Source organism: Pseudomonas sp. LLC-1 (genome assembly GCF_002992185.1).
GTDB classification, from domain to species: Bacteria; Pseudomonadota; Gammaproteobacteria; order Pseudomonadales; family Pseudomonadaceae; genus Aquipseudomonas; species Aquipseudomonas monteilii.
In genome coordinates, this window is the sequence record NZ_LUVY01000012.1 from 370,795 (window position 1) to 392,342 (window position 21,548).

Genomic DNA, 21,548 nt, shown 5'->3' on the forward strand with positions numbered 1-21,548 from the left:
TCGAAAATCCGAACGGGCGTAGGAAAAGGTGTTCGGTTTTCCGGAAAAATTCTGGATAATCGGCACCAGCAGTGCTCAGGCCACCGAACGCCAAACGGATTTGACAAACCCCGGTCTTGTTTCCATAGTTAGGCAACGCAAACGTTTGCGATCCGATAAAAAACACAAGATTCGGAGTCATCGTCCATGAAACTGCCGTTCCCCGGTCGTCTGCTGGCCCTCGCTGTCGTTTCCACCCTGTCTCTCGCCCTGCCGTTTTCCGCCGCCCACGCCGAAGACAAGCCCAAAGTCGCCCTGGTGATGAAGTCACTGGCCAACGAATTCTTCCGCACCATGGAAGACGGCGCCAAGGACTACCAGAAAACTCATGCCAACGAGTTCGACCTGATCGCCAACGGCATCAAGAACGAGACCGATACCGGCGAGCAGATCCGCATCGTCGAGCAAATGGTCAATGCCGGCGCCAAAGCGCTGGTGATCGCCCCGGCGGATTCCAAGGCACTGGTTTCCGCAGTGAAGAAGGCCATGGACCAGGGTGTGGTGGTAATCAATATCGACAACCGCCTGGACCCTGAACTGCTCAAGAGCAAAGGCATCAGCGTGCCCTTCGTCGGCCCCGATAACCGCAAAGGCGCGCGCCTGGTCGGCGACTACCTGGCCAACGAGAAACTCAAGGCCGGTGACCAGGTAGGCATCATCGAAGGCGTGCCGACCACCACCAATGCCCAGCAGCGAACCGCCGGCTTCAAGGACGCCATGGACGCCGCGCAGATGAAGATCGTCTCGGTGCAAAGCGGCAACTGGGAGATCGACAAGGGCAACGCCGTCGCTGCCTCCATGCTCAACGAATACCCCGACCTGAAAGCCCTGCTGGCCGGCAACGACAGCATGGCCCTGGGCGCTGTGTCGGCCGTGCGCGCTGCCGGCAAGACTGGCCAAGTGCAAGTGGTGGGTTATGACAACATCAACGCCATCAAACCCATGCTCAAGGATGGCCGCGTGCTCGCCACCCTCGACCAGGCGGCCAGCCAGCAGGCGGTGTACGGCATCCAGGCGGCGTTGAAAATGGTCAAGGGCGAGAAGCCGGACGTGGATGCCGACAACGTCATCCAGACCCCGGTCCAACTCATCACCAAGCCCTGATTGCTGGCAGGAGAAACGGCCATGCCTGCATCGGCCAACGAAGTGGTACTCGCCGCCAGCGGGCTGGGCAAGACCTACGCCCAGCCCGTGCTCGGCGAGGTCAGCCTGAACCTGCGGGCCGGCGAAGTACTGGCCCTGACCGGTGAAAACGGTGCGGGCAAGAGCACCCTGTCCAAGCTCATCAGTGGCCTGGAAACCCCGACCACCGGGCGCATGACCTACCGCGGCCAGGCCTACGCGCCTGGCAGCCGCAGCGAGGCCGAGCGCCTTGGCGTGCGCATGGTCATGCAGGAACTCAACCTGCTGCCCACGCTGACCGTGGCGGAAAACCTGTTCCTCGATAACCTGCCCAGCCGCTTCGGCTGGATCAGCCAAAAGCGCCTGCGCCAGCTGGCCACGGCCGCCATGGCGCAGGTCGGGCTCGATGCCATCGACCCGGACACGCCGGTCGGTGAGCTGGGCATCGGCCACCAGCAGATGGTCGAGATCGCCCGTAACCTGATCGGCGACTGCCGTGTGCTGATTTTCGACGAACCCACCGCCATGCTCACCGCCCGCGAGGTGGAGCTGCTGTTCACCCAGATCGAGCGTCTGCGTGAGCGTGGCGTGGCCATCGTCTACATCTCGCACCGCCTCGAAGAGCTGCAGCGGGTGGCCCAGCGCATCGTCGTGCTGCGCGACGGCAAGCTGGTGTGTGACGAGCCGATCCAGCGCTACAGCAGCGCCGAGCTGGTCAACCTGATGGTTGGCCGCGAGCTGGGCGAGCATATCGACCTGGGCCGCAGGCAGATTGGTGCGCCCTTGCTCAAGGTCGACAAGCTCAGCCGTGCCGACAAGGTGCGCGACGTGTCGTTCGAAGTCAGGGCAAGGGAGATCTTCGGTATATCCGGCCTGATTGGCGCCGGACGAACCGAATTGCTAAGGCTGATCTACGGCGCCGACCGCGCCGACAGCGGCAGCATTGCACTTGGCCAGCCACCCCAGGCCGTTAACATCGATTCGCCCAAGGCGGCTGTGCGGGCGGGTATCGCGCTGATTACCGAAGACCGCAAAGGCGAAGGCCTGCTGCTGACACAGTCGATCAGCGCCAATATCGCCTTGGGCAACCTGGGCGCGGTATCGCGTGCCGGCATACTCGATGGCGAGGCAGAAAAAAACCTGGCCGAGCGCCAGATCCAGGCCATGCGCATTCGCAGTGCCGGCGCGCAGCAAGTGGTGGGCGAGCTGTCGGGCGGCAACCAGCAGAAGGTGGTGATCGGCCGCTGGCTGGAGCGCGACTGCCAGGTGCTGCTGTTCGACGAGCCCACCCGTGGCATCGACGTCGGCGCCAAATTCGACATCTACGGCCTGCTGGCCGAACTGGCACGTCAGGGCAAGGCCTTGGTGGTGGTGTCCAGCGACCTGCGCGAGCTGATGCTGATTTGCGACCGCATCGCCGTGCTGTCTGCCGGTCGCCTGATCGACACCTTCGACCGCGATCATTGGAGCCAGGACCAGCTGTTGGCCGCCGCCTTTGCCGGTTATCAGAAACGTGACGCACTGCTGCAAGACGCAGCCCCCAGGATGGATGCATGAAAACCACCCCGCTCGATAGCCAAGGCGCCACCCCCGTGCGCCGCAGTGGCACCTATTTTGGCCTGGGCACCTACCTGGGCCTGGCCGGCGCCTTGCTGGCGATGATTGTGCTGTTCTCGTTCCTCAGCAGCCACTTCTGGTCGTATAACACCTTCAGCACCCTGGCCAACCAGATCCCCGACCTGATGGTACTGGCGGTGGGCATGACCTTTGTGCTGATCATCGGCGGCATCGACCTGTCGGTGGGCTCGGTGCTGGCGCTGGCGGCTTCCACGGTGAGCGTGGCGATTCTTGGCTGGGGCTGGGGCGTTTTGCCCTCGGCGCTGTTGGGCATGGCCGTGGCCGCGCTGGCCGGCAGCATCACCGGTGGCGTCACCGTAGCCTGGCGCATTCCGTCGTTCATCGTCTCGCTTGGCGTGCTGGAGATGGCCCGTGGCCTGGCCTACCAGTTCACCGACTCGCGCACCGCCTACATTGGCGATGCCTATGCCTGGTTCTCCAACCCGGTCGCCTTTGGCATATCGCCCGCGTTCATCATTGCCTTGCTGGTCATCGTGCTAGCCCAGCTGGTGCTGACCCGCACCGTGTTCGGCCGCTACCTGATCGGCATCGGTACCAACGAAGAGGCCGTGCGCCTGGCCGGTATCGACCCGCGCCCGTACAAGGTGCTGGTGTTCGCCCTGATGGGCCTGCTCGCCGGCCTGGCCGCACTGTTCCAGATTTCTCGACTGGAGGCGGCCGACCCCAATGCCGGCTCCGGCCTGGAGCTGCAGGTGATCGCAGCGGTGGTCATCGGCGGCACCAGCCTGATGGGCGGGCGCGGCTCGGTCATCAGCACCTTCTTTGGCGTACTGATCATTTCGGTGCTGGCCGCCGGGCTGGCGCAGATCGGTGCCAGCGAACCGACCAAGCGCATCATCACCGGGGCGGTGATCGTCATCGCCGTGGTGCTCGACACCTACCGTAGCCGGCGCGCAGGCCGGCGGAACTGACAACATGGCAACCATCAAAGACGTCGCGGCACTGGCGGGCATTTCCTACACCACCGTGTCCCATGTGCTGAACAAGACCCGACCCGTCAGCGAACACGTGCGGCAGAAGGTCGAAGCCGCCATCCTCGAACTGGACTACGTGCCCAGTGCCGTGGCGCGTTCGCTCAAGGCGCGCAGCACGGCCACCATCGGCCTGCTGGTGCCCAACAGCGTCAACCCGTACTTCGCCGAGCTGGCACGGGGTATCGAAGACGCCTGCGAGCGCAACGGCTACTGCGTGATCCTGTGTAACTCCGACGACAACCCGCAGAAGCAACGCAGTTATCTGCGCGTGCTGCTGGAAAAGCGCATCGACGGCCTGGTGGTGGCGTCGGTAGGCCAGGACAGTGACCTGTTGCAAAGCCTGGCCAGCGTGCGCACGCCAATGGTGATCGTCGACCGCGAGCTGGAAGGCGTCGATGCCGACCTGGTGCGCATCGACCACGAGCAGGGCGCCTATCTGGCTACCCAGCATTTGCTGGAACTGGGGCATCGGGATATCGCCTACATTGGCGGCCCCGCCGAAACCGGGGTTACCCAGCTGCGCCTGAGCGGCTTCCGTCGGGCCATGGCCGAGGCCGGGGCGCAGGTGCAGGGCAATCGTGTGCTGCATTGCGACTTCACCAGCCCCGGCGGGCACGCAGCGGCAGCGCAGGTGCTGGAAGGCAAGCGGCCAACGGCGATTTTTGCCGGCAACGACATGATCGGTTTTGGTGTGCTGCGTGCTGCCGCCGAGCGCAATATCAATGTACCCGGTGAGCTGTCGGTGATCGGCTTCGACGATATCGAACTCAGCCGCTACGTGTACCCGCCGCTGACCACTGTGGGCCAGTCCATCCGCGAGCTGGGCGAAAACGCCGCCTCGCTGTTGCTGTCGCGCATCGCGGCACCCCGGCAAGGCGCGGCAGAGCAACGCATCGTCGCCCCCCGCATTGTGCTGCGCGAGTCCACCGGGCCACGCCCGGACCTGTTCAACGATTACCGCTAACGCTAAGGAAATGTCATGAGTGCCAAGGTCGTGGTGGTGGGTAGCCTGAATATGGACCTGGTGGCCCGCGCCCAGCGCTTGCCCCGGGCCGGCGAGACCCTTCCCGGCGAAAGCTTTTTCACCGTGCCGGGCGGCAAGGGCGCCAACCAGGCTGTGGCCGCGGCGCGGCTGGGCGGCAGCGTGGCCATGATCGGCAATGTGGGTGACGATGACTATGGCCGGCAGTTGCACCGCGCCTTGTATGTCGAGGGCATCGACTGCCAGGGTGTCAGTACCTGCCCTGGCGTATCCAGTGGTGTGGCGCTGATTACCGTGGATGCGGCCAGCCAGAACTGCATTGTCATCATCCCCGGCGGCAACGGCCTGCTGACGCCGCAGTCGGTACAGCGCTTCGATGCCCTGTTGCAAGCGGCCGAGGTGGTCATCTGCCAGCTTGAGGTGCCGGTGGACACCGTGGCCTGGACCTTGGCCAGGGCGCGTGAGCTAGGCAAGCAAGTCATCCTTAACCCGGCGCCTGCCACCGGCCTCTTGCCGGCGGAGTGGTTTGCCCGCATTGATTACCTCACGCCCAACGAAAGCGAGGCTGAAACCCTGACCGGCATGCCGGTAACCGACCAGGACAGTGCCCGGCGCGCAGGCGAACGCTTGCGGCAGATGGGGGCGGGCAAGGTGATCATCACCCTGGGGGCTCAAGGGGCCTTGCTGGTGACTGAACAGGGCCACCAGCATTTCCCGGCGCCTGTGGTGCAGCCGCTGGATACCACTGCCGCCGGCGACACCTTCATCGGTGGTTTCGCCGCCGGTCTGGTTCGGGGCATGGGGGAGGGCGAGGCCATCGCCTTTGGCCAGCGTGCGGCGGCATTATCGGTTACCCGCGCCGGTGCACAGCCATCGATTCCCTATCTGGCGGAGCTAACGCCATGAAGAAAACCCCGTTGCTGAACGTTGCCCTGTCGCGGACCATCGCGGGCATGGGGCATGGCGACATTCTGGTGATCGGCGATGCCGGGCTGCCGGTACCGCCAGGCGTGGAGCTGATCGACCTGGCCGTTACGCCAGGCCTGCCGGATTTCGCCAGTGTCTTGCGGGCGGTGCTGAGCGAACTGCAGGTAGAGCGGCACGTACTGGCCGAAGAAATGCAGAAAGTGGTGCCACCGGCACTGGTCGAGATCGAGCGGTTGAAAGGCAAGCTGGGCAAGCGGGAATGGCTGAGCCACGAAGACTTCAAGGTGCTGTCGCGCAGTGCCCGCGCCGTGGTGCGTACGGGCGAGTGCCAGCCCTACAGCAATATTGCGCTGATCTCCGGCGTTACCTTTTGAAGGCGGGGGCTTTGCCCCCGATCGCCGGCAAGCCAGCTCCCACAGGGATGTCATCAGCCTTGAGGGCGGCGCTGTACCTGTGGGAGCTGGCTTGCCGGCGATTGGGCTGCAAAGCAGCCCCGGAAATCACTACTCAGGCAACAGGAGTGCCACCCCATGCTCAAACCGCTGCTTCAAGGACTCGCCCTCATGGCCACCGCCACCACCCTCCAGGCTGCCCCGATCGATCTGATCATCGACACCGACCCCGGCGCCGACGACGTGGTCGCGCTGTTCCTGGCCATGGCCTCGCCCGACGAACTCAACATCCGCGCCATCACCACCGTGGCCGGCAACGTGCGCCTGGACAAAACCTCGCGCAACGCCCGCCTGGCCCGCGAATGGGCCGGCCGTGAAGACATCCCCGTCTACGCCGGTGCCGCCCGCCCGCTGGTACGCACGCCCATCTACGCCGCCGACGTCCACGGTGAAGAAGGCCTGACCGGCGTCCCCGTGCACGAACCGAAGAAGCCCCTGGCCCAAGGCAACGCCGTGCAATATCTGGTCGACACCCTCGGCGCCGCCAAACCGCACAGCATCACCGTGGCCATGCTGGGCCCACAGACCAACCTGGCCCTGGCACTGGTCCAGCGCCCGGAAATCGCCAAAGGCATCAAGGAAGTGGTGGTCATGGGCGGTGCCCATTTCAACGGCGGCAACATCACCCCGGCAGCGGAATTCAACCTCTACGCCGACCCGCATGCAGCCCAGGTGGTGCTGGCCAGTGGTGTACAGCTCACCTACCTGCCGCTGGACGTCACCCACAAGCTGCTGACCAGCGATGCTCGCTTAAAGCAACTGGCCGCAGTGAACAATCAGGCCAGTAAACGGGTGGTGGATATCCTCAACGCCTACATCACCCACGACATGGACCTGTACGGTATGCCCGGTGGTCCGGTGCATGACGCCAGCGTCATCGCTTACTTGCTAAAACCCGAGTTGTTCAGCGGCCGGCGCATCCACATGAGCATCGACAGCCGCGAAGGCCCGACCTTCGGCCAGACCCTTGCCGACTGGTACGGCGTGCTTAAGCAGCCCGCCAATGTGATGTGGGTGGAGCAGGGCGATGCCCAGGGGCTGTTCGACCTGCTTAGCGCCCGTTTGGCGCGATTGGAATAGCCGCGTGCGGCGCGTAGCGCTCGAACACCTGGTCGATGAAGCTGCGTGCCGCCTCGGCGCCGTTGTCGCGCACCAGCAGGTCGATAGCGATCAGCAGCAGCTCTTCCGGCGTGCCAGGGCTGTACGCGCTTTGGCCTTCGGCCCATTTGACCTTGATATCGGCATCGATGCTGTGGCTGCTCATGAAAGGCTCTCGCTTGGGCCCGGGGCGGAGGGGCGAATACCGGATCCTGGTATTCGGGGAGGCACTGTGCCTTCACTTCCTAAAGTAAATCATGACTTTGCAGCGCAAACCAAGCGCCTCGTCGGCTGACTGGTAAAATTCGGTCACGATTGCCTTTCGCTCAGGGCGCTCGGTTCAGGCAGACTTGCGCGGTTTTGCAACGAATTCTTGGTGGAGCTGTCGGAACAGACAGTTCCCAGATCGATTTAGGAGGCTTCATGTTCCGTACCCGTGCAATGTTGGCAACCCTGGCGGTGGCTGCTGTCCTGGCTGGTTGCAGCACTGGCGGTAACTCAGGTGGTGGCGGTGCACCAGCCGCAGCGGCTGGCAATGATGGCCGTTGCGAGGCCAGCGGTGCCGATTTCGCCATTGGCAAGCAAGGCAGTGCCGAGCTGCTGGAGCAGGCGCGCAAGGCCAGTGGCTCGCAGATGGCACGTATTCTCAAGCCGCACGACGTGGTCACCCTGGAGTACCGCTCCGAGCGCCTGAACCTGAATGTAGACGAGCAAGGCAAGGTCACCCGCGTTAACTGCGGTTGATGCAAAGCCTGTACAGGCGGGTGCAACACCCATAAAAAAACCCGCCACAAGGGCGGGTTTTTTTACAGCTATCCGAATTACTCCGGACGAACCTGTGCAGCCTGCATGCCCTTCTGGCCGCGCTCGGCGACGAAGGAAACAGTCTGGCCTTCTTTCAGGCTCTTGAAGCCGTCAGATTCGATGGCTTTGAAGTGAACGAACAGGTCGTCGCCGCCGCCTGCTGGGGTGATGAAGCCGTAGCCTTTCTCATCATTGAACCATTTGACGGTGCCTTGTTGGCGATTGGACATGGGTGAATCTCCAGAACATTTAGTTTTTTCAGTGGTGCAATGCGGCCGAGGCTACGGAGCACGGGACACATCATAGTCTAATTCTGCGCATCTAGCGCCTTTTACCTTCGCAGGATATTGATCCAGCTCAAAGAATGGCTGGCTGATCCTGGCTTTAAGGTTTCAGCTCTTAGGCTTGCACGCCTGCTGAACGACCGTCTGGGCCTTCTGCATCAGCTTGGCGTCCACCCCGTCGTTGCTGTCCAGGTCGGCAATCTCCGCGTCGGTGAAATTCTTTTTGATGGCCTGGGCGCCGCAGTCGCAGTGTTTTTTCGCGGTCGCGGCGTCAACGCCCTGGCCGCTGGCCACTTGCGTGCACTGGGCCATGTAGCCAGCTTCCTTGCCTGGTGGGAAGTTGCCAGCGTTCGCCGCCATCGGCAGCAGCAGGGCCCCAGCGGCCGCCAGGACCAGAAGAGACGGAACTCGCATAACCAGTTACTCCTTGGGTTAAGGTCTCATCAAGAGTAGGTTGCTTCCCAAGGTCTGATAGGAATTTTTCCGCGTTAGTTCAGCCGAAGTCCGTAATTTCCAAATATTTCTGCCTGGCGTGCAACCCGCGTGCTAGCATGCCCGGCTTGCAGCTGACAACTTTCAGCTTGCAGCTATCTTTTTTCTTTCCAGTCACTCTGGTTCGTCCCTCGCAAGCCGAAAGGCTTCTGCCACTGTGAGGCAGGCTTCCTGTAAAGGAGGGCAGGTCGGATCTTGTACTGGCTCATCCCAACCCACGTGACCTTTGGTAGGGGTCACCACTAGGAGAGGAGGCGCCATGCCCGTTATTACTCTTCCCGATGGCAGTCAACGTTCGTTTGATCACGCCGTATCCGTAGCCGAAGTCGCCGCATCCATCGGCGCCGGCCTGGCCAAGGCCACCGTGGCCGGCAAGGTCGACGGCAAGCTGGTCGACGCCTGCGACCTGATCAGCCACGACGCCACCCTGCAGATCATCACCCCTAAAGATGCAGAGGGACTGGAGATCATTCGTCACTCGTGTGCCCACCTGGTTGGCCACGCCGTGAAGCAGCTGTACCCGACCGCCAAGATGGTGATCGGCCCGGTCATCGATGAAGGCTTCTATTACGACATCGCCTACGAGCGCCCCTTCACCCCAGAAGACATGGCCGCCATCGAAAAGCGCATGATGGAGCTGATCGACAAAGACTACGACGTGGTCAAGAAAGTGACCCCGCGTGCCGAAGTCATCGACGTGTTCACCGCCCGTGGCGAAGACTACAAGCTGCGCCTGGTCGAAGACATGCCGGACGAACAGGCCATGGGCTTGTACTACCACGAAGAATACGTCGACATGTGCCGCGGCCCGCACGTGCCGAACACCCGCTTCCTCAAGGCATTCAAGCTGACCAAGCTGTCCGGCGCCTACTGGCGCGGCGATGCCAAGAACGAACAACTGCAACGCGTGTACGGCACCGCCTGGGCCGACAAGAAGCAGCTGGCGGCCTACATCCAGCGCATCGAAGAAGCCGAAAAACGCGACCACCGTAAGATCGGCAAGCAACTCGACCTCTTCCACCTGCAGGAAGAAGCCCCGGGCATGGTGTTCTGGCACGCCAACGGCTGGACCGTGTACCAGGTGCTTGAGCAGTACATGCGCCAGGTTCAGCGCGTCAACGGCTACCAGGAAATCAAGACCCCGCAGGTTGTCGACCGCATCCTCTGGGAGCGTTCCGGCCACTGGTCCAACTACGCCGAGAACATGTTCACCACTTCGTCGGAAAGCCGCGACTACGCGGTAAAACCGATGAACTGCCCGTGCCACGTGCAGGTGTTCAACCAAGGCCTGAAGAGCTACCGCGACCTGCCACTGCGCCTGGCCGAGTTCGGTGCCTGCCACCGTAACGAGCCGTCCGGCGCCCTGCACGGCATCATGCGCGTGCGTGGCTTCGTGCAAGACGACGCGCACATCTTCTGCACCGAAGAACAGGTGAAGAAAGAGGCCGCCGACTTCATCAAGCTGACCCTGGACGTGTACAAGGATTTCGGCTTCACCGACATCGCCATGAAGCTGTCGACCCGCCCGGCCAAGCGTGTGGGCTCCGAAGAGCTGTGGGACCGTGCTGAAGGTGCACTGGCCGACGCCCTGAACGAATCCGGCCTGGAGTGGGAATACCAGCCAGGCGAAGGCGCCTTCTACGGCCCGAAAATCGAGTTCACCCTGCGCGACTGCCTCGGCCGTAACTGGCAGTGCGGTACCCTGCAGTACGACCCGAACCTGCCAGAGCGCCTGGATGCCAGCTATATCGCCGAAGATAACAGCCGAGTACGCCCGGTCATGCTGCACCGCGCCATCCTTGGTTCGTTCGAGCGCTTCATCGGCATGCTGATCGAGCACTATGCTGGCGTGTTCCCGGCCTGGCTGGCGCCAACCCAGGCTGTGATCATGAATATCACCGACAAACAGGCCGATTTTGCCCTTGAGGTAGAAAATACCCTGAACGGTAGCGGTTTCCGTGCCAAGTCGGACTTGAGAAATGAGAAGATCGGCTTTAAAATCCGCGAGCATACTTTGCTCAAGGTCCCGTACCTTTTGGTTATAGGGGATCGCGAAGTCGAAACGCAGACCGTCGCCGTACGCACCCGTGAAGGCAAAGACCTCGGCTCCATGCCGGTGGCTGAATTCACGCAGCTGCTCAACAGCGCTGTTGTCCAGCGCGGTCGCCTAGAATCGGAGTAATGACTATTAAGCGTGAAATGAGAAACGATAAACGAACTGCACCGAAAGCCCCGATCAACGAGAATATCTCGGCACGCGAGGTTCGGTTAATTGGCGCTGACGGCGAGCAGATTGGCATCGTCTCGATTGATGAAGCGCTTCGTATCGCTGATGAAGCGAAGCTGGATCTGGTGGAAATCTCTGCAGACGCGCAACCGCCCGTCTGCAAGGTGATGGACTACGGCAAGCACCTCTTCGAGAAGAAGAAGCAGGCCAACGAAGCCAAGAAAAACCAGAAGCAGATCCAGATCAAAGAAATCAAGTTTCGTCCAGGGACGGAAGAAGGGGATTACCAGGTAAAACTACGCAACCTGGTACGTTTCCTTACCGATGGGGACAAGGCCAAGATCTCTCTGAGATTCCGCGGCCGTGAGATGGCCCACCAGGAGCTGGGCATGGAGCTGTTGAAGCGGGTCGAAGCCGACCTCGCCGAATACGGCGCCGTTGAGCAGCATCCTAAGATGGAAGGACGCCAGCTTATGATGGTCATCGCCCCCAAAAAGAAGAAGTAATCTCCCGGGCACGGCAGGCCTGATGATTATTGTGTAATTTTTATCGAATGCGGAGTTCCAACATGCCAAAAATGAAAACCAAGAGCGGTGCTGCGAAGCGCTTCCTGAAGACCGCTTCCGGCTTCAAGCACAAGCACGCTTTCAAGAGCCACATCCTGACCAAAATGTCGACCAAGCGTAAGCGTCAACTGCGCGGTGCCAGCCTGCTGCACCCGTCTGACGTGGCAAAAGTCGAGCGCATGCTGCGCGTACGTTAATTCTGGTTTAGATAGAGGAAGTTACTCATGGCTCGTGTTAAGCGTGGCGTCATCGCTCGTAAGCGTCACAAGAAAATTCTGAAACTGGCTAAAGGCTACTACGGTGCACGCTCGCGCGTATTCCGCGTTGCCAAGCAGGCTGTCATCAAGGCTGGTCAATATGCCTACCGTGACCGTCGTCAGAAGAAGCGTCAGTTCCGCGCACTGTGGATCGCTCGTATCAACGCCGGTGCCCGCACCAACGGTCTGTCCTACAGCCGTCTGATTGCTGGCCTGAAAAAGGCTTCGATCGAAATCGACCGTAAGGTTCTGGCCGATCTGGCAGTGAACGAAAAAGCGGCGTTTGCTGCGATTGTCGAGAAAGCTAAAGCCGTTCTGGCTTAAGTACCCGAGGCAATCACCCGGCGGCGCTAGCGCCGTCGGGCATTGAACGTCATCGATAGGGGAAGAGCCTTCAAAGCTCTTCCCCTATTTTCGTATCTGGAGTCTGTACATGGAAAACCTGGATGCGCTGGTCTCTCAAGCCCTGGAGGCCGTGGAGCGCGCTGAAGACATCAATGCCCTGGAACAGATCCGGGTAAATTATCTCGGCAAGAAGGGCGAGCTGACCCAGGTGATGAAGACCCTGGGCAACCTGCCAGCCGAAGAGCGCCCGAAAGTCGGCGCGCTGATCAACGACGCCAAAGAGCGCGTCACCGTTGTGCTCAATGCCCGCAAGGCCGCCTTTGAAGAGGCAGAGCTCAGCGCTCGCCTGGCTGCCGAGTGCATTGACGTCACCCTGCCAGGCCGTGGCCAGGCCACCGGTGGCCTGCACCCGATCACCCGTACACTCGAGCGCATCGAGCAGTTCTTCACCCACATCGGCTACGGCATTGCCGAAGGCCCAGAGGTGGAAGACGACTACCACAACTTCGAAGCGCTCAACATCCCCGGCCACCACCCGGCCCGGGCGATGCACGACACCTTCTACTTCAATGCCAACATGCTGCTGCGCACCCACACCTCGCCGGTGCAGGTGCGGACCATGGAGTCCACCCAGCCGCCGATCCGCATTGTGTGCCCGGGCCGCGTATACCGCTGCGACTCGGATATCACCCACTCGCCGATGTTCCATCAGGTCGAAGGCCTGCTGATCGATCGCGATATCAACTTCGCCGACCTCAAGGGCACCATCGAAGAATTCCTGCGCGTGTTCTTCGAAAAAGAACTGGCGGTACGTTTCCGCCCATCGTTCTTCCCGTTCACCGAGCCGTCCGCTGAAGTCGACATCCAGTGCGTGATGTGTTCCGGCAATGGCTGCCGCGTGTGCAAGCAAACCGGCTGGCTCGAAGTGATGGGCTGCGGCATGGTGCACCCGAACGTGCTGCGCATGTCTGGCATCGACCCGGAAGAGTTCCAGGGCTTCGCCTTCGGCATGGGCGCCGAGCGCCTGGCCATGCTGCGCTATGGCGTCAACGATTTGCGTCTGTTCTTCGACAACGACCTGCGCTTCCTCGCGCAATTCCGCTAGGTCAATGCCCGACGCAACTATCAGGAGAACAGCATGAAATTCAGTGAACAGTGGCTGCGCGGTTGGGTAAACCCGCAAGTCTCCCGTGACGAACTGGTCGCCCGCCTGTCCATGGCCGGCCTCGAAGTCGACAGCGTAACCCCCGCTGCCGGCCAGTTCAGCGGCATTGTCGTGGGCGAAATCCTCGCCACCGAACAACACCCGGACGCCGACAAGCTGCGTGTGTGCCAGGTAAGCAACGGCCAGGAAACCTTCCAGGTCGTGTGCGGCGCCCCTAACGCCCGCCCAGGCATCAAGATCCCGTTTGCCATGATCGGTGCCGAACTGCCAGGCGACTTCAAGATCAAGAAGGCCAAGCTGCGCGGCGTCGAATCTTTCGGCATGCTGTGCTCGGCTGCCGAGCTGCAGATCAGCGAAGAAAACGACGGCCTGCTGGAACTGGCCGTCGACGCCCCGGTTGGCGAAAACATTCGCACCTACCTGAGCCTGGACGACGCCAGCATCGAAATCGGCCTTACGCCAAACCGCGGTGACTGCCTGTCCATCGCCGGCCTGGCCCGCGACGTCAGCGCCCTGTACGACACCCCGGTCACCCGCCCGGTGGTGCCAGCCGTACCGGCTGCCCACGACGAAGTGCGCCCGGTTGAAGTCAGCGCCCCGGCCGCGTGCCCACGCTACCTGGGCCGCGTTATCCGTAACGTCGACCTCAGCAAGCCGACCCCGCTGTGGATGGTCGAGCGCCTGCGCCGCAGCGACGTGCGCAGCATCGACGCCGCCGTCGACATCACCAACTACGTGATGCTCGAACTCGGCCAGCCGATGCACGCCTTTGACCTGGCAGAAATCAACGGCGGCATCCGCGTCCGCATGGCTGAAGAGGGCGAAAAACTCGTCCTGCTCGACGGCCAGGAAGTTGCCCTGCGCGCCGACACCCTGGTTATCGCCGACCACACCCGCGCCCTGGCCATCGCCGGCGTCATGGGTGGCGAGCACAGCGGTGTAAACACCGAAAAAACCCGCGACCTGTTCCTGGAAAGCGCCTTCTTCGAGCCGATTTCCGTCGCTGGTAAAGCCCGTTCCTACGGCCTGCACACCGATGCCTCGCACCGCTACGAGCGCGGCGTCGACTCGCAACTGGCCCGCGAAGCCATGGAGCGCGCCACCCAGCTGCTGCTGGATATCGTCGGCGGCGAAGCCGGCCCGATCGTCGAAGCCGTCAGCGAACAGCACCTGCCGCAAGTGGCCCCGGTCACCCTGCGCGACGAGCGCATCACCCAGATGCTCGGCATGCAAATGGACCCAGCCCAGGTCGAGCAACTGCTCAACGCCCTGGAGCTGACCACGACCCGTGATGGGGAAGGGCAGTGGACCGTCAACGTCCCAAGCCACCGCTTCGACATCAGCCTGGAAGTGGACCTGATCGAAGAGCTGGCCCGCCTGTACGGTTACAACAACCTGCCGGTACGTTACCCGCAAGCCCGCCTGGCCCCACAAGGCAAGCCGGAAACCCGTGGTGACCTGCCAACCCTGCGCCGCCTGCTGGTTGCCCGCGGCTACCAGGAAGCCATCACCTACAGCTTCATCGACCCGAAACTGTTCGAACTGTTCAGCCCGGGCGTACAGCCGCTGCTGCTGGCCAACCCCATCTCCAGCGACATGGCCGCCATGCGTGCGTCCCTGTGGCCGGGCCTGGTCAAGGCGCTGCAGCACAACCTGAACCGCCAGCAAGACCGCGTGCGCCTGTTCGAAAGCGGCCTGCGCTTCGTCGGCCAACTGGGCGACCTGCAACAGCAGCCGATGATCGCCGGCGTTATCACCGGCAGCCGCCTGCCAGAAGGCTGGGCCAACGGCCGTGACGGTGTCGACTTCTTCGACGTTAAAGCCGACGTGGAAGCCCTGCTGGGTTACTCCGGCGCGCTGAGCGACTTCACCTTCAGCGCCGGCAAGCACCCAGCCCTGCACCCTGGCCAAACCGCCGCCATCGAGCGCGACGGCAAGCTGGTCGGCTACCTTGGCGCCATCCACCCGGAGCTGGCCAAAGCCCTGGACCTGGACCGCCCGGTGTTCCTGTTCGAGCTGGTGTTGGGCGACGTGGTCGAAGGCCGCCTGCCGAAATTCAGCGAACTGTCCAAGTTCCCGGAAACCCGTCGTGACCTGGCGTTGATTGCAGGACGTGATGTCGCTTCTAGTGCGGTGCTTGAATTAATTCGTGACAATGCAGGCGAATGGCTCACAGACCTCAGGCTGTTTGATGTCTACCAAGGTAAAGGCATTGATCCTGATAGAAAAAGCCTTGCCGTCGGCTTGACCTGGCAGCATCCATCGCGCACTCTTAACGACGATGAGGTGAACACTACCCTGCAAAACATCCTCACCTCGCTCGAACAAAGGTTGAACACCACGTTAAGGAAATAACGGCATGGGTGCTCTGACGAAAGCTGAGATGGCCGAAAGGCTGTACGAGGAGCTGGGGCTTAACAAGCGTGAGGCCAAGGAGCTGGTCGAGCTGTTTTTCGAAGAAATTCGGCACGCACTTGAAGAGAACGAGCAGGTGAAGCTGTCCGGTTTCGGCAACTTCGACCTCCGCGACAAACGCCAGCGGCCGGGCCGCAACCCCAAGACAGGGGAAGAGATCCCGATCACTGCACGGCGCGTCGTCACCTTTCGTCCAGGGCAGAAGTTGAAGGCCCGGGTTGAGGCCTATGCTGGAACCAAGCCATAACGACGAACTGCCCCCCATACCGGGCAAACGCTACTTCACCATTGGTGAAGTGAGCGAGCTGTGTGCCGTAAAGCCACACGTGCTGCGGTATTGGGAGCAGGAGTTCGACCAGCTTAACCCTGTGAAGCGGCGGGGGAACCGGCGGTATTACCAGCGGCAGGACGTGCTGATGATTCGCCAGATTCGTGCGCTGCTTTATGATCAGGGGTTCACCATTGGCGGGGCGCGGTTGCGGCTTTCCAGTGATGAGGCTAAGGATGAATCCAGCCAGTACAAGCAGCTGATTCGGCAGATGATTGTTGAATTGGAGGATGTGTTGGTGGTTTTGAAGAAGTGAGCTGGGCTTTTCTGATGAGTGAAAATTTTTTGAGAAAAAGCTTTCATTTATCAGGGGGTTAGGGTAAATTCTTCAACGTTCTCGGCAAGATTGAGAACATGCTTCAAAGCCCAGTCGGGGCGTAGCGCAGCCCGGTAGCGCACTTGCATGGGGTGCAAGGGGTCGAGTGTTCGAATCACTCCGTCCCGACCATTATTTGAACGATTAAGCCACCTTCGGGTGGCTTTTTTGTTTCTATGGTTAGTGACTTTTCGAGTGACTTCGCCTTTTCCTCATCCGATTCTCCTCTTCAAGATGTCAGTACTGGCCCGGGAGAGTCGGCGGTCGATACCTTGCATTCACCTTCGCTCTTGGGCATGCGCCGCCTTCCGTGACCGGATGCGACATGATGGCAATTTGCGGTGGGATGGGATATTGGTATTGGTTTGATAAGGATGCGGTGACTTTTCTTGGAAAATTTGAACTTGGATGTATATGAGCGGCCTTTGCGGAGCGCTAGGCTAAACTTCGTACTATGGTGCTTCCTGGCTACCATTACTCCAATCGCAGCTATTGCAATCTGCTACTGGTGCGGCAAACCAAACTCTTGGATTTCCCGATCAGGAGCGATAACGACCGGATTTGCCTTTTTAGCTAGTATTAGCGTGCAGAGAATGGGGGATGTTTTTATTCCTAGCGGCTACGTAGGCCAGACTTTTGGAGATTTGCCCCAAAAGTATGCAATCCAGATCAGTTGGTTCAAGAGGGCATCGGTGGCCCTAGGATTGGTCGGTACAGGTATATGGGGTTTCGGAGACCTGATACCGATCGACTTGCCTATCTGCCAGCTCACTCGTTAAAGATAATCCGAGGTCTTCGCACGCTCGGAATTCTCTAGCGCCACAACAGGTGTTACCGTGATTTCGTGGCGCGGAGGTGTCAACAGCGGTAGTGTGCCATCAGGTCCAAGCCTGTGCAGATGATGAATCATCAGCGTCATTGCCTCGCCTGTTCCTCGATCTCGGCCCACTCCGTCAGCTCCTGCAGGGCCGGTTTAGTCCTTGGTTGAACCTTCAAACGCAGGTCTTCTCCCTGATGCTTTGCTGCCTTCGCGCGTCGGCCGGTCGCATTCTGCCTAACCCATCGCCACACGGTACCTCGTGGTTTGCGGAGAGGGCAGTACATCCCGATGTTCCACCACTTGCGACCGGTGAGCCGCCGCATCGTGACACGTTTCGACAAGCTCGCGAAAAACTATGCCGCTATGGTCTCACTGGCTAGTTTTCCGTGCGGTGTTTGCGACATCTCTTTTCGTATAGAACCTATAAGCATGTGGCGCATGCACCGATTCCGGATTGCAGGGACGACTACTGAATATTCTGGTTTTACCAGTTACTGTTGGTGGTTACCTCAATCCAGCTGCGCCGCCATGGTGGCCACATGGCCTGCCAGACTGGTAACAAAGGTCTTGAAGCTGGTGAAATCCGAAAGAGACGCACTCTCCCCTGATCCCACAGCCTCACGCGGCGAGGCGATCAGTGCGGCGGAGGAGTACAGCTGCTCCTGCATGAGCCGCTGGCACAGAATGTCGTACCGGCTCAAATAAGAGGCTCCGTTGAACTCTTTGAATGTCGGGAAATGCGGAGACTTGTCACGAACGGGAGTCCGCGAGCCTGCTGCATCTTCAACGACCATCAGCCAGCCGATGAAAGGCCGGGCCTGTTTGCCAAACGCACCTTCGCGGTAGGCTGTCCACAGGCAATGCGCCGTGCCGATAGCTTCCTCGGTACGGTTGTTGAAGTTGTTACCGAAGGACGGCCCCACCTGGCTCTTTAGCTCGATGGCAGCAATCAGCTGGCCCTTATGCATGACGAGGATGTCCCACAGCTTGGTCGGCCTGAAATAGCCCGGAAGCGTCAGTGCAGCTTTCTGCAGATGAATCTGGGCATGGGCGAGGCCGTTCTTCCGGACGATTTCAGCAATGAGGTCAGTGAAGCCGTCCATGTTCTTGCCGCCTGTGACACCGGCGCGCTCTCCTTGGTCCACCTTGCCAGATTCCAGTTGCTTCTTCTTGGCATCTTCCCGGCTTTGCCAGAATGTTTTAACGGCTTCAGGCGTTTTTTCTTCGTAGTTAGCAAGATCCAGCGGCACAATTAATCTCCATTTCCACCGAGGGTGGCGCACTCATCGGGAGTGAGTCCATATAGCTTGAATACAGCGCAGTTGCAGGCATTAATATCTTGTTTCTCAGCGGCCTCGGAAAGCTCACTCCTTAAGTTCTCAGGAATATTCTTCCAGAGCGGAACCCTGATACGACGCAGATATTGCGCTTGGAAGCGCAGATACCCACCACGCATTTTGGTCGAGTAGACAGATACAAACAGTTTCGCTATGCCGGAAAGCAGTACAGCTTGAAGGGCTCTCATATTCCAATCCTCAGAGAGGATGAAGTACAAATTATGGTGGGGGTACAAGGTCCCGTCGTCGTATACGACGTGAGCGTCTCCCTTGATATCCGGGATCAGAAGCTTAGGCTTTTTCGCAAGCGAAGGTGTGATGCGATCGATGGTGCGATACCAGGAGGACGGTTGTTTCTTGGCAACGTGTCGATTGCCAATAGTCTCTTTGTGATCTTCAAGATAGCGCCGGAGTCGTGGGTATTGCGCAAGATCGACCAGACCCCCTTCCTCCTTGAAGGGATTGATGACGCCGTAGCCGCGCCACTCAATCCGCCCGCTGATGATATCGCGTGTCATGGCGAGCGGCAGCTTGCGATCCGGTTCTACATCCAGTGCGTCAAAGGGCGCGATGAAGACTTTATCCGCGCCGGTCGCCACGCCGATCCCGACTTTGCATCCGGCATCCTCCAGGAGCGGGAATGCCCCTTCAAGGCGGCGCACAAGGTCCATCTGGTCCGAGGATTCTAGAATCCAGGGCTCGTCACCTGAAGTGGCACAAGCCATCTCACGGATGCCGCCCTCGCCCTTAGGCAGGGTTTTCCCAGCGATGAGAGTGGCAAGCCGCTTCAGGTTTGCATCATTCATCTCAGGGCTGTGCACGATGCGCGTGGAGCCAGGCTTTTGCCGAGAGATAACGGTAATGGCTGGATAGGCAATGACATCGCTATGAAATGCCTGCGTGGAGGTCATGTCGATGTAGACCTTCAGGTGGAAGCCTGTGGCGACCATATGGCGCAGCGGCCCGCCATAGCGGTTTTTCATCCAGCGGTCTGCGCAGATGAAGCCCAGGTTGCCGCCCTTTGTGAGGTGGCTCAGCGAGCGCTCAATGAAGGGAATGTAGAGGTCTGCCCGGTCGTAGATTGTCTTGTAGCGTGCCCTGTATTCGGCCATCAGCACATCCGGGATCAGCTCTTGCCGGACATAGGGCGGATTGCCTACGACAAAGTCGAACTGACCGGGAATATCAGCCAGCAGGTAGTCGCCTTGGATCAGCCAACAATCGGCGAGGGCCTGCGCATCATTGCTTGAGATTCCAGCATCTTGCAGCGCTACGATGACCAAGGCCTTTGCCTGGATGAAGGTTTCATAGTGCAACTCGACGGCACGGATACAGTTGCTTAATGCACTGAAAGCACCCTTACTTCCGTCAGCAGACCGCCAGGACTTCAGCAGGCGCTCGATGGCAGGAATGAGAAAGTCGCCGCCACCGAAGGATGGCTCCAGAAGGCGCAAGGTGTGCAGCGGAGCATCAGTGGTGTAACCGCTCAAGTCCAAGATGAAATCGACAACCTCCCGACGGGTAAAAATAGCCCCGCGCGCTTCCACGCCCCCCGTGGTCGCCAGCACGTGAATGGCCGCCGTAATAGGGCAAAGCTCAGGAAGTGAAAGCTGGTGGAGCTTAAGAGATGGTGTCATGAGGCCCTGGGTGGTTAACAAATTGAATATAAGCTTTCGGTTGAATATTAATTGACCGAACCTTGATGGCGTTGCTGGGCTTCCTTGCCTCGGCCAAGTCGAACCTTATCTGGTGCTGGAGCCAGATTTCGGCACCTCCCTCGAATAGCAGGTCGAGGCGTATGGCCATCTCGGGTGCAAGCCAGGACTTACCTGGTAACAGGTTCGTGCGTGCCTGTCGGCTAACCCCTAAAATCTCGGCTCAGGCTGTCACGGACAGGCCGCTGCGTTCGAGGCACTATTGCCGGACCAGAGATCCGGGATGTAGATCTTCGACGGAGGTAGCCATCGCTCCCGCTCTTTCGTCTGGATCGGCATGGTCAAGCGTCAAGCGATGCTTGTCAACGAGCCATCTCAAGCCTTGGACGAACGTTCCGCGTCTTTCGTCGACTGACAGAGATGGGGCGTTTTTGCAGGCCAGACTGATTCGTTCGCCGCAAGCTGAAAACGTCCGTGGCGGACAATGGCGGATTTCTGCAGGTTTCAGCGTATGGGATTTAGTGGCAGAAAACGCTCAAAGCGCTTCTCCTTAAGCTCGATAACGGCGTCGATGATGAGTCGGGTCTGGTTCACGGCGTAGTGATCACGGCGGCCAACGTTGCCACTTTACTCAGCTCGACAAACTGCTGCACGGCAAAGAAAACGTGGTCTGTGCTGATGTGAGCATCCTTTTCGGGTGATCAAGCGCCAGTTCGGCTATGCGAAAGTACGCTTTCGAGGATTGGCCAAGAACACCGGGCAGATGCTGACGTTATTCGCTTTGTCGAACCTGTGGATGGCACGCCGACATTTGTTGGCGGGTGCAGGAGAGGTGCGCGCCTAAAGCAGGAAATGGCTGCTGCGAAGTACCTTGCAATGGTCGATGGGGCCGAAAAACAGAGAATGCTGATCAGGTTTCTACGTGCGTCGCTTTTTGAAGTATTGGGCTGCCCGATAGCCGGAAAATATCCGGCTATTACAGACCATCCCTCGACGATTGGGCTGTGCCCATTGACAACAACCAGGTCGAGAACCAGATACGGCCATGGGCACTCGATCGCTCGAACTGGTTGTTTGCCGGGTCACTGCGCAGCGGCAAGCGGGCAGCTGCAATCATGAGTTTGATCCAGTCAGCACGTAGAATGGACATGATCCGTATGCTTGCTTCAAAGATGTGCTGACGCGGCAGCCGACGCAGCGGGCCAGTGAGGTCAGGCAATTGCTGCCGCATCAGTGGGTGCCAGCCTGACTTACGCAAGGTGAGTTCGCCGGACGCTTACGCTTCTTCGCTACCCTGATCCGAAC

21 protein-coding genes, 1 tRNA gene and 3 pseudogenes are annotated in these 21,548 nt (G+C 60.1%); 19 read left to right on the forward strand and 6 right to left on the reverse strand.

Features of this window, described 5'->3' with window-relative positions; all coding sequences use genetic code 11:
* The first annotated feature begins 186 nt into the window (after positions 1-186).
* From A0O30_RS12630 to A0O30_RS12660, 7 genes are all read left to right on the forward strand, one after another.
* The gene (locus tag A0O30_RS12630) at positions 187-1,143 is read left to right on the forward strand and encodes a sugar ABC transporter substrate-binding protein (RefSeq protein WP_105946716.1); all 957 of its coding nucleotides are present in this window, start codon (positions 187-189) and stop codon (positions 1,141-1,143) included.
* Positions 1,144-1,164: 21 nt separating this feature from the next.
* A complete protein-coding gene (locus A0O30_RS12635) occupies positions 1,165-2,718 on the forward strand; it encodes a sugar ABC transporter ATP-binding protein (RefSeq protein WP_105946717.1) in 1,554 nt (517 codons plus the stop codon).
* Positions 2,715-3,710, forward strand: coding sequence for an ABC transporter permease (locus tag A0O30_RS12640; RefSeq protein ID WP_105946718.1), 996 nt, complete (start codon positions 2,715-2,717; stop codon positions 3,708-3,710). Before A0O30_RS12635 ends, A0O30_RS12640 begins: the two co-directional genes overlap by 4 nt.
* Positions 3,711-3,714: 4 nt before the next feature.
* On the forward strand, positions 3,715-4,737 hold the full coding sequence (locus tag A0O30_RS12645; RefSeq protein ID WP_105946719.1) for a LacI family DNA-binding transcriptional regulator: 1,023 nt from the start codon (positions 3,715-3,717) through the stop codon (positions 4,735-4,737).
* 15 nt (positions 4,738-4,752) lie between these two features.
* Entirely contained in the window at positions 4,753-5,661 is a 909-nt protein-coding gene (gene rbsK, locus A0O30_RS12650) for a ribokinase (protein ID WP_105946720.1), read from the forward strand.
* Positions 5,658-6,056, forward strand: a complete 399-nt coding sequence (gene rbsD / locus A0O30_RS12655) for a D-ribose pyranase (protein ID WP_016711344.1) — start codon at positions 5,658-5,660, stop codon at positions 6,054-6,056. Before rbsK ends, rbsD begins: the two co-directional genes overlap by 4 nt.
* Before the next feature lie 156 nt (positions 6,057-6,212).
* Positions 6,213-7,214, forward strand: coding sequence for a nucleoside hydrolase (locus A0O30_RS12660; RefSeq protein WP_105946721.1), 1,002 nt, complete (start codon positions 6,213-6,215; stop codon positions 7,212-7,214).
* Here A0O30_RS12660 and A0O30_RS12665 read toward each other — a convergent pair.
* On the reverse strand, positions 7,186-7,398 hold the full coding sequence (locus A0O30_RS12665; protein WP_105946722.1) for a hypothetical protein: 213 nt from the start codon (positions 7,396-7,398) through the stop codon (positions 7,186-7,188). The genes A0O30_RS12660 and A0O30_RS12665 overlap by 29 nt on opposite strands.
* A 257-nt stretch (positions 7,399-7,655) precedes the next feature.
* On the opposite strand from A0O30_RS12665, the gene A0O30_RS12670 reads away from it, so the two are divergent.
* Positions 7,656-7,976: an I78 family peptidase inhibitor gene (locus tag A0O30_RS12670; RefSeq protein ID WP_105946723.1), complete on the forward strand. Its 321-nt coding sequence runs from the start codon at positions 7,656-7,658 to the stop codon at positions 7,974-7,976.
* Positions 7,977-8,053: 77 nt separating this feature from the next.
* Here the strand turns inward: A0O30_RS12670 and A0O30_RS12675 are convergent, their stop codons facing one another.
* Both A0O30_RS12675 and A0O30_RS12680 read right to left on the reverse strand, forming a co-directional pair.
* Positions 8,054-8,266, reverse strand: coding sequence for a cold-shock protein (locus A0O30_RS12675; protein WP_003250656.1), 213 nt, complete (start codon positions 8,264-8,266; stop codon positions 8,054-8,056).
* Between the two features lie 162 nt (positions 8,267-8,428).
* Positions 8,429-8,734, reverse strand: a complete 306-nt coding sequence (locus A0O30_RS12680; protein ID WP_105946724.1) for a hypothetical protein — start codon at positions 8,732-8,734, stop codon at positions 8,429-8,431.
* A 337-nt stretch (positions 8,735-9,071) separates the two neighbouring features.
* On the opposite strand from A0O30_RS12680, the gene thrS reads away from it, so the two are divergent.
* The 9 genes from thrS (at position 9,072) to A0O30_RS12725 (ending at position 16,563) form a co-directional block, all read left to right on the forward strand.
* Entirely contained in the window at positions 9,072-10,994 is a 1,923-nt protein-coding gene (gene thrS, locus A0O30_RS12685) for a threonine--tRNA ligase (RefSeq protein ID WP_105946725.1), read from the forward strand.
* Positions 10,994-11,545 carry a translation initiation factor IF-3 gene (infC, locus tag A0O30_RS12690; protein ID WP_177337068.1) on the forward strand — a complete coding sequence of 184 codons (552 nt, stop codon included), beginning with the start codon at positions 10,994-10,996 and terminating at the stop codon, positions 11,543-11,545. The genes thrS and infC overlap by 1 nt, the downstream gene beginning before the upstream one ends.
* Before the next feature lie 62 nt (positions 11,546-11,607).
* Entirely contained in the window at positions 11,608-11,802 is a 195-nt protein-coding gene (rpmI, locus tag A0O30_RS12695) for a 50S ribosomal protein L35 (protein ID WP_003250667.1), read from the forward strand.
* 27 nt (positions 11,803-11,829) lie between these two features.
* On the forward strand, positions 11,830-12,186 hold the full coding sequence (gene rplT, locus A0O30_RS12700; RefSeq protein ID WP_003250671.1) for a 50S ribosomal protein L20: 357 nt from the start codon (positions 11,830-11,832) through the stop codon (positions 12,184-12,186).
* A gap of 109 nt (positions 12,187-12,295) precedes the next feature.
* Positions 12,296-13,312, forward strand: a complete 1,017-nt coding sequence (gene pheS, locus A0O30_RS12705) for a phenylalanine--tRNA ligase subunit alpha (RefSeq protein ID WP_003250674.1) — start codon at positions 12,296-12,298, stop codon at positions 13,310-13,312.
* Positions 13,313-13,345: 33 nt separating this feature from the next.
* Positions 13,346-15,727: a phenylalanine--tRNA ligase subunit beta gene (gene pheT, locus A0O30_RS12710; RefSeq protein ID WP_105946726.1), complete on the forward strand. Its 2,382-nt coding sequence runs from the start codon at positions 13,346-13,348 to the stop codon at positions 15,725-15,727.
* Between the two features lie 4 nt (positions 15,728-15,731).
* Complete coding sequence (gene ihfA / locus A0O30_RS12715; RefSeq protein ID WP_003250679.1) at positions 15,732-16,034, forward strand: integration host factor subunit alpha; 303 nt, start codon at positions 15,732-15,734, stop codon at positions 16,032-16,034.
* Entirely contained in the window at positions 16,015-16,371 is a 357-nt protein-coding gene (locus A0O30_RS12720) for a MerR family transcriptional regulator (protein WP_003250681.1), read from the forward strand. Before ihfA ends, A0O30_RS12720 begins: the two co-directional genes overlap by 20 nt.
* A gap of 115 nt (positions 16,372-16,486) precedes the next feature.
* Positions 16,487-16,563, forward strand: a tRNA-Pro gene (locus tag A0O30_RS12725).
* Positions 16,564-17,206: 643 nt separating this feature from the next.
* Here A0O30_RS12725 and A0O30_RS28015 read toward each other — a convergent pair.
* The 3 genes and pseudogenes from A0O30_RS28015 to A0O30_RS12740 form a co-directional block, all read right to left on the reverse strand.
* A pseudogene (locus A0O30_RS28015) lies at positions 17,207-17,535 on the reverse strand (hypothetical protein).
* A gap of 225 nt (positions 17,536-17,760) precedes the next feature.
* Positions 17,761-18,501, reverse strand: a complete 741-nt coding sequence (locus A0O30_RS12735; RefSeq protein WP_105946727.1) for a PaeR7I family type II restriction endonuclease — start codon at positions 18,499-18,501, stop codon at positions 17,761-17,763.
* Positions 18,502-18,503: 2 nt separating this feature from the next.
* The gene (locus tag A0O30_RS12740; protein ID WP_177410274.1) at positions 18,504-20,225 is read right to left on the reverse strand and encodes an Eco57I restriction-modification methylase domain-containing protein; all 1,722 of its coding nucleotides are present in this window, start codon (positions 20,223-20,225) and stop codon (positions 18,504-18,506) included.
* 567 nt (positions 20,226-20,792) lie between these two features.
* On the opposite strand from A0O30_RS12740, the pseudogene A0O30_RS12750 reads away from it, so the two are divergent.
* Both A0O30_RS12750 and A0O30_RS12755 read left to right on the forward strand, forming a co-directional pair.
* Positions 20,793-21,087, forward strand: a pseudogene (locus tag A0O30_RS12750) (transposase); the annotation flags it as partial.
* A 145-nt stretch (positions 21,088-21,232) separates the two neighbouring features.
* A pseudogene (locus tag A0O30_RS12755) lies at positions 21,233-21,492 on the forward strand (transposase domain-containing protein); the annotation flags it as partial.
* Positions 21,493-21,548 lie beyond the last annotated feature (56 nt).

Bases quoted from the DNA above. Each gene is read 5' to 3' on its own strand.
- ihfA (WP_003250679.1), top strand. From the start codon at position 15,732: ATGGGTGCTCTGACGAAAGCTGAGATGGCCGAAAGGCTGTACGAGGAG.
- rbsD (WP_016711344.1), top strand. From the start codon at position 5,658: ATGAAGAAAACCCCGTTGCTGAACGTTGCCCTGTCGCGGACCATCGCG.
- pheS (WP_003250674.1), top strand. From the start codon at position 12,296: ATGGAAAACCTGGATGCGCTGGTCTCTCAAGCCCTGGAGGCCGTGGAG.
- A0O30_RS12660 (WP_105946721.1), top strand. From the start codon at position 6,213: ATGCTCAAACCGCTGCTTCAAGGACTCGCCCTCATGGCCACCGCCACC.
- thrS (WP_105946725.1), top strand. From the start codon at position 9,072: ATGCCCGTTATTACTCTTCCCGATGGCAGTCAACGTTCGTTTGATCAC.
- rpmI (WP_003250667.1), top strand. From the start codon at position 11,608: ATGCCAAAAATGAAAACCAAGAGCGGTGCTGCGAAGCGCTTCCTGAAG.
- A0O30_RS12640 (WP_105946718.1), top strand. From the start codon at position 2,715: ATGAAAACCACCCCGCTCGATAGCCAAGGCGCCACCCCCGTGCGCCGC.
- A0O30_RS12740 (WP_177410274.1), bottom strand. From the start codon at position 20,225: ATGACACCATCTCTTAAGCTCCACCAGCTTTCACTTCCTGAGCTTTGC.
- A0O30_RS12665 (WP_105946722.1), bottom strand. From the start codon at position 7,398: ATGAGCAGCCACAGCATCGATGCCGATATCAAGGTCAAATGGGCCGAA.
- A0O30_RS12680 (WP_105946724.1), bottom strand. From the start codon at position 8,734: ATGCGAGTTCCGTCTCTTCTGGTCCTGGCGGCCGCTGGGGCCCTGCTG.
- A0O30_RS12630 (WP_105946716.1), top strand. From the start codon at position 187: ATGAAACTGCCGTTCCCCGGTCGTCTGCTGGCCCTCGCTGTCGTTTCC.
- A0O30_RS12720 (WP_003250681.1), top strand. From the start codon at position 16,015: ATGCTGGAACCAAGCCATAACGACGAACTGCCCCCCATACCGGGCAAA.
- A0O30_RS12645 (WP_105946719.1), top strand. From the start codon at position 3,715: ATGGCAACCATCAAAGACGTCGCGGCACTGGCGGGCATTTCCTACACC.
- rplT (WP_003250671.1), top strand. From the start codon at position 11,830: ATGGCTCGTGTTAAGCGTGGCGTCATCGCTCGTAAGCGTCACAAGAAA.
- A0O30_RS12635 (WP_105946717.1), top strand. From the start codon at position 1,165: ATGCCTGCATCGGCCAACGAAGTGGTACTCGCCGCCAGCGGGCTGGGC.
- A0O30_RS12675 (WP_003250656.1), bottom strand. From the start codon at position 8,266: ATGTCCAATCGCCAACAAGGCACCGTCAAATGGTTCAATGATGAGAAA.
- A0O30_RS12670 (WP_105946723.1), top strand. From the start codon at position 7,656: ATGTTCCGTACCCGTGCAATGTTGGCAACCCTGGCGGTGGCTGCTGTC.
- infC (WP_177337068.1), top strand. From the start codon at position 10,994: ATGACTATTAAGCGTGAAATGAGAAACGATAAACGAACTGCACCGAAA.
- rbsK (WP_105946720.1), top strand. From the start codon at position 4,753: ATGAGTGCCAAGGTCGTGGTGGTGGGTAGCCTGAATATGGACCTGGTG.
- pheT (WP_105946726.1), top strand. From the start codon at position 13,346: ATGAAATTCAGTGAACAGTGGCTGCGCGGTTGGGTAAACCCGCAAGTC.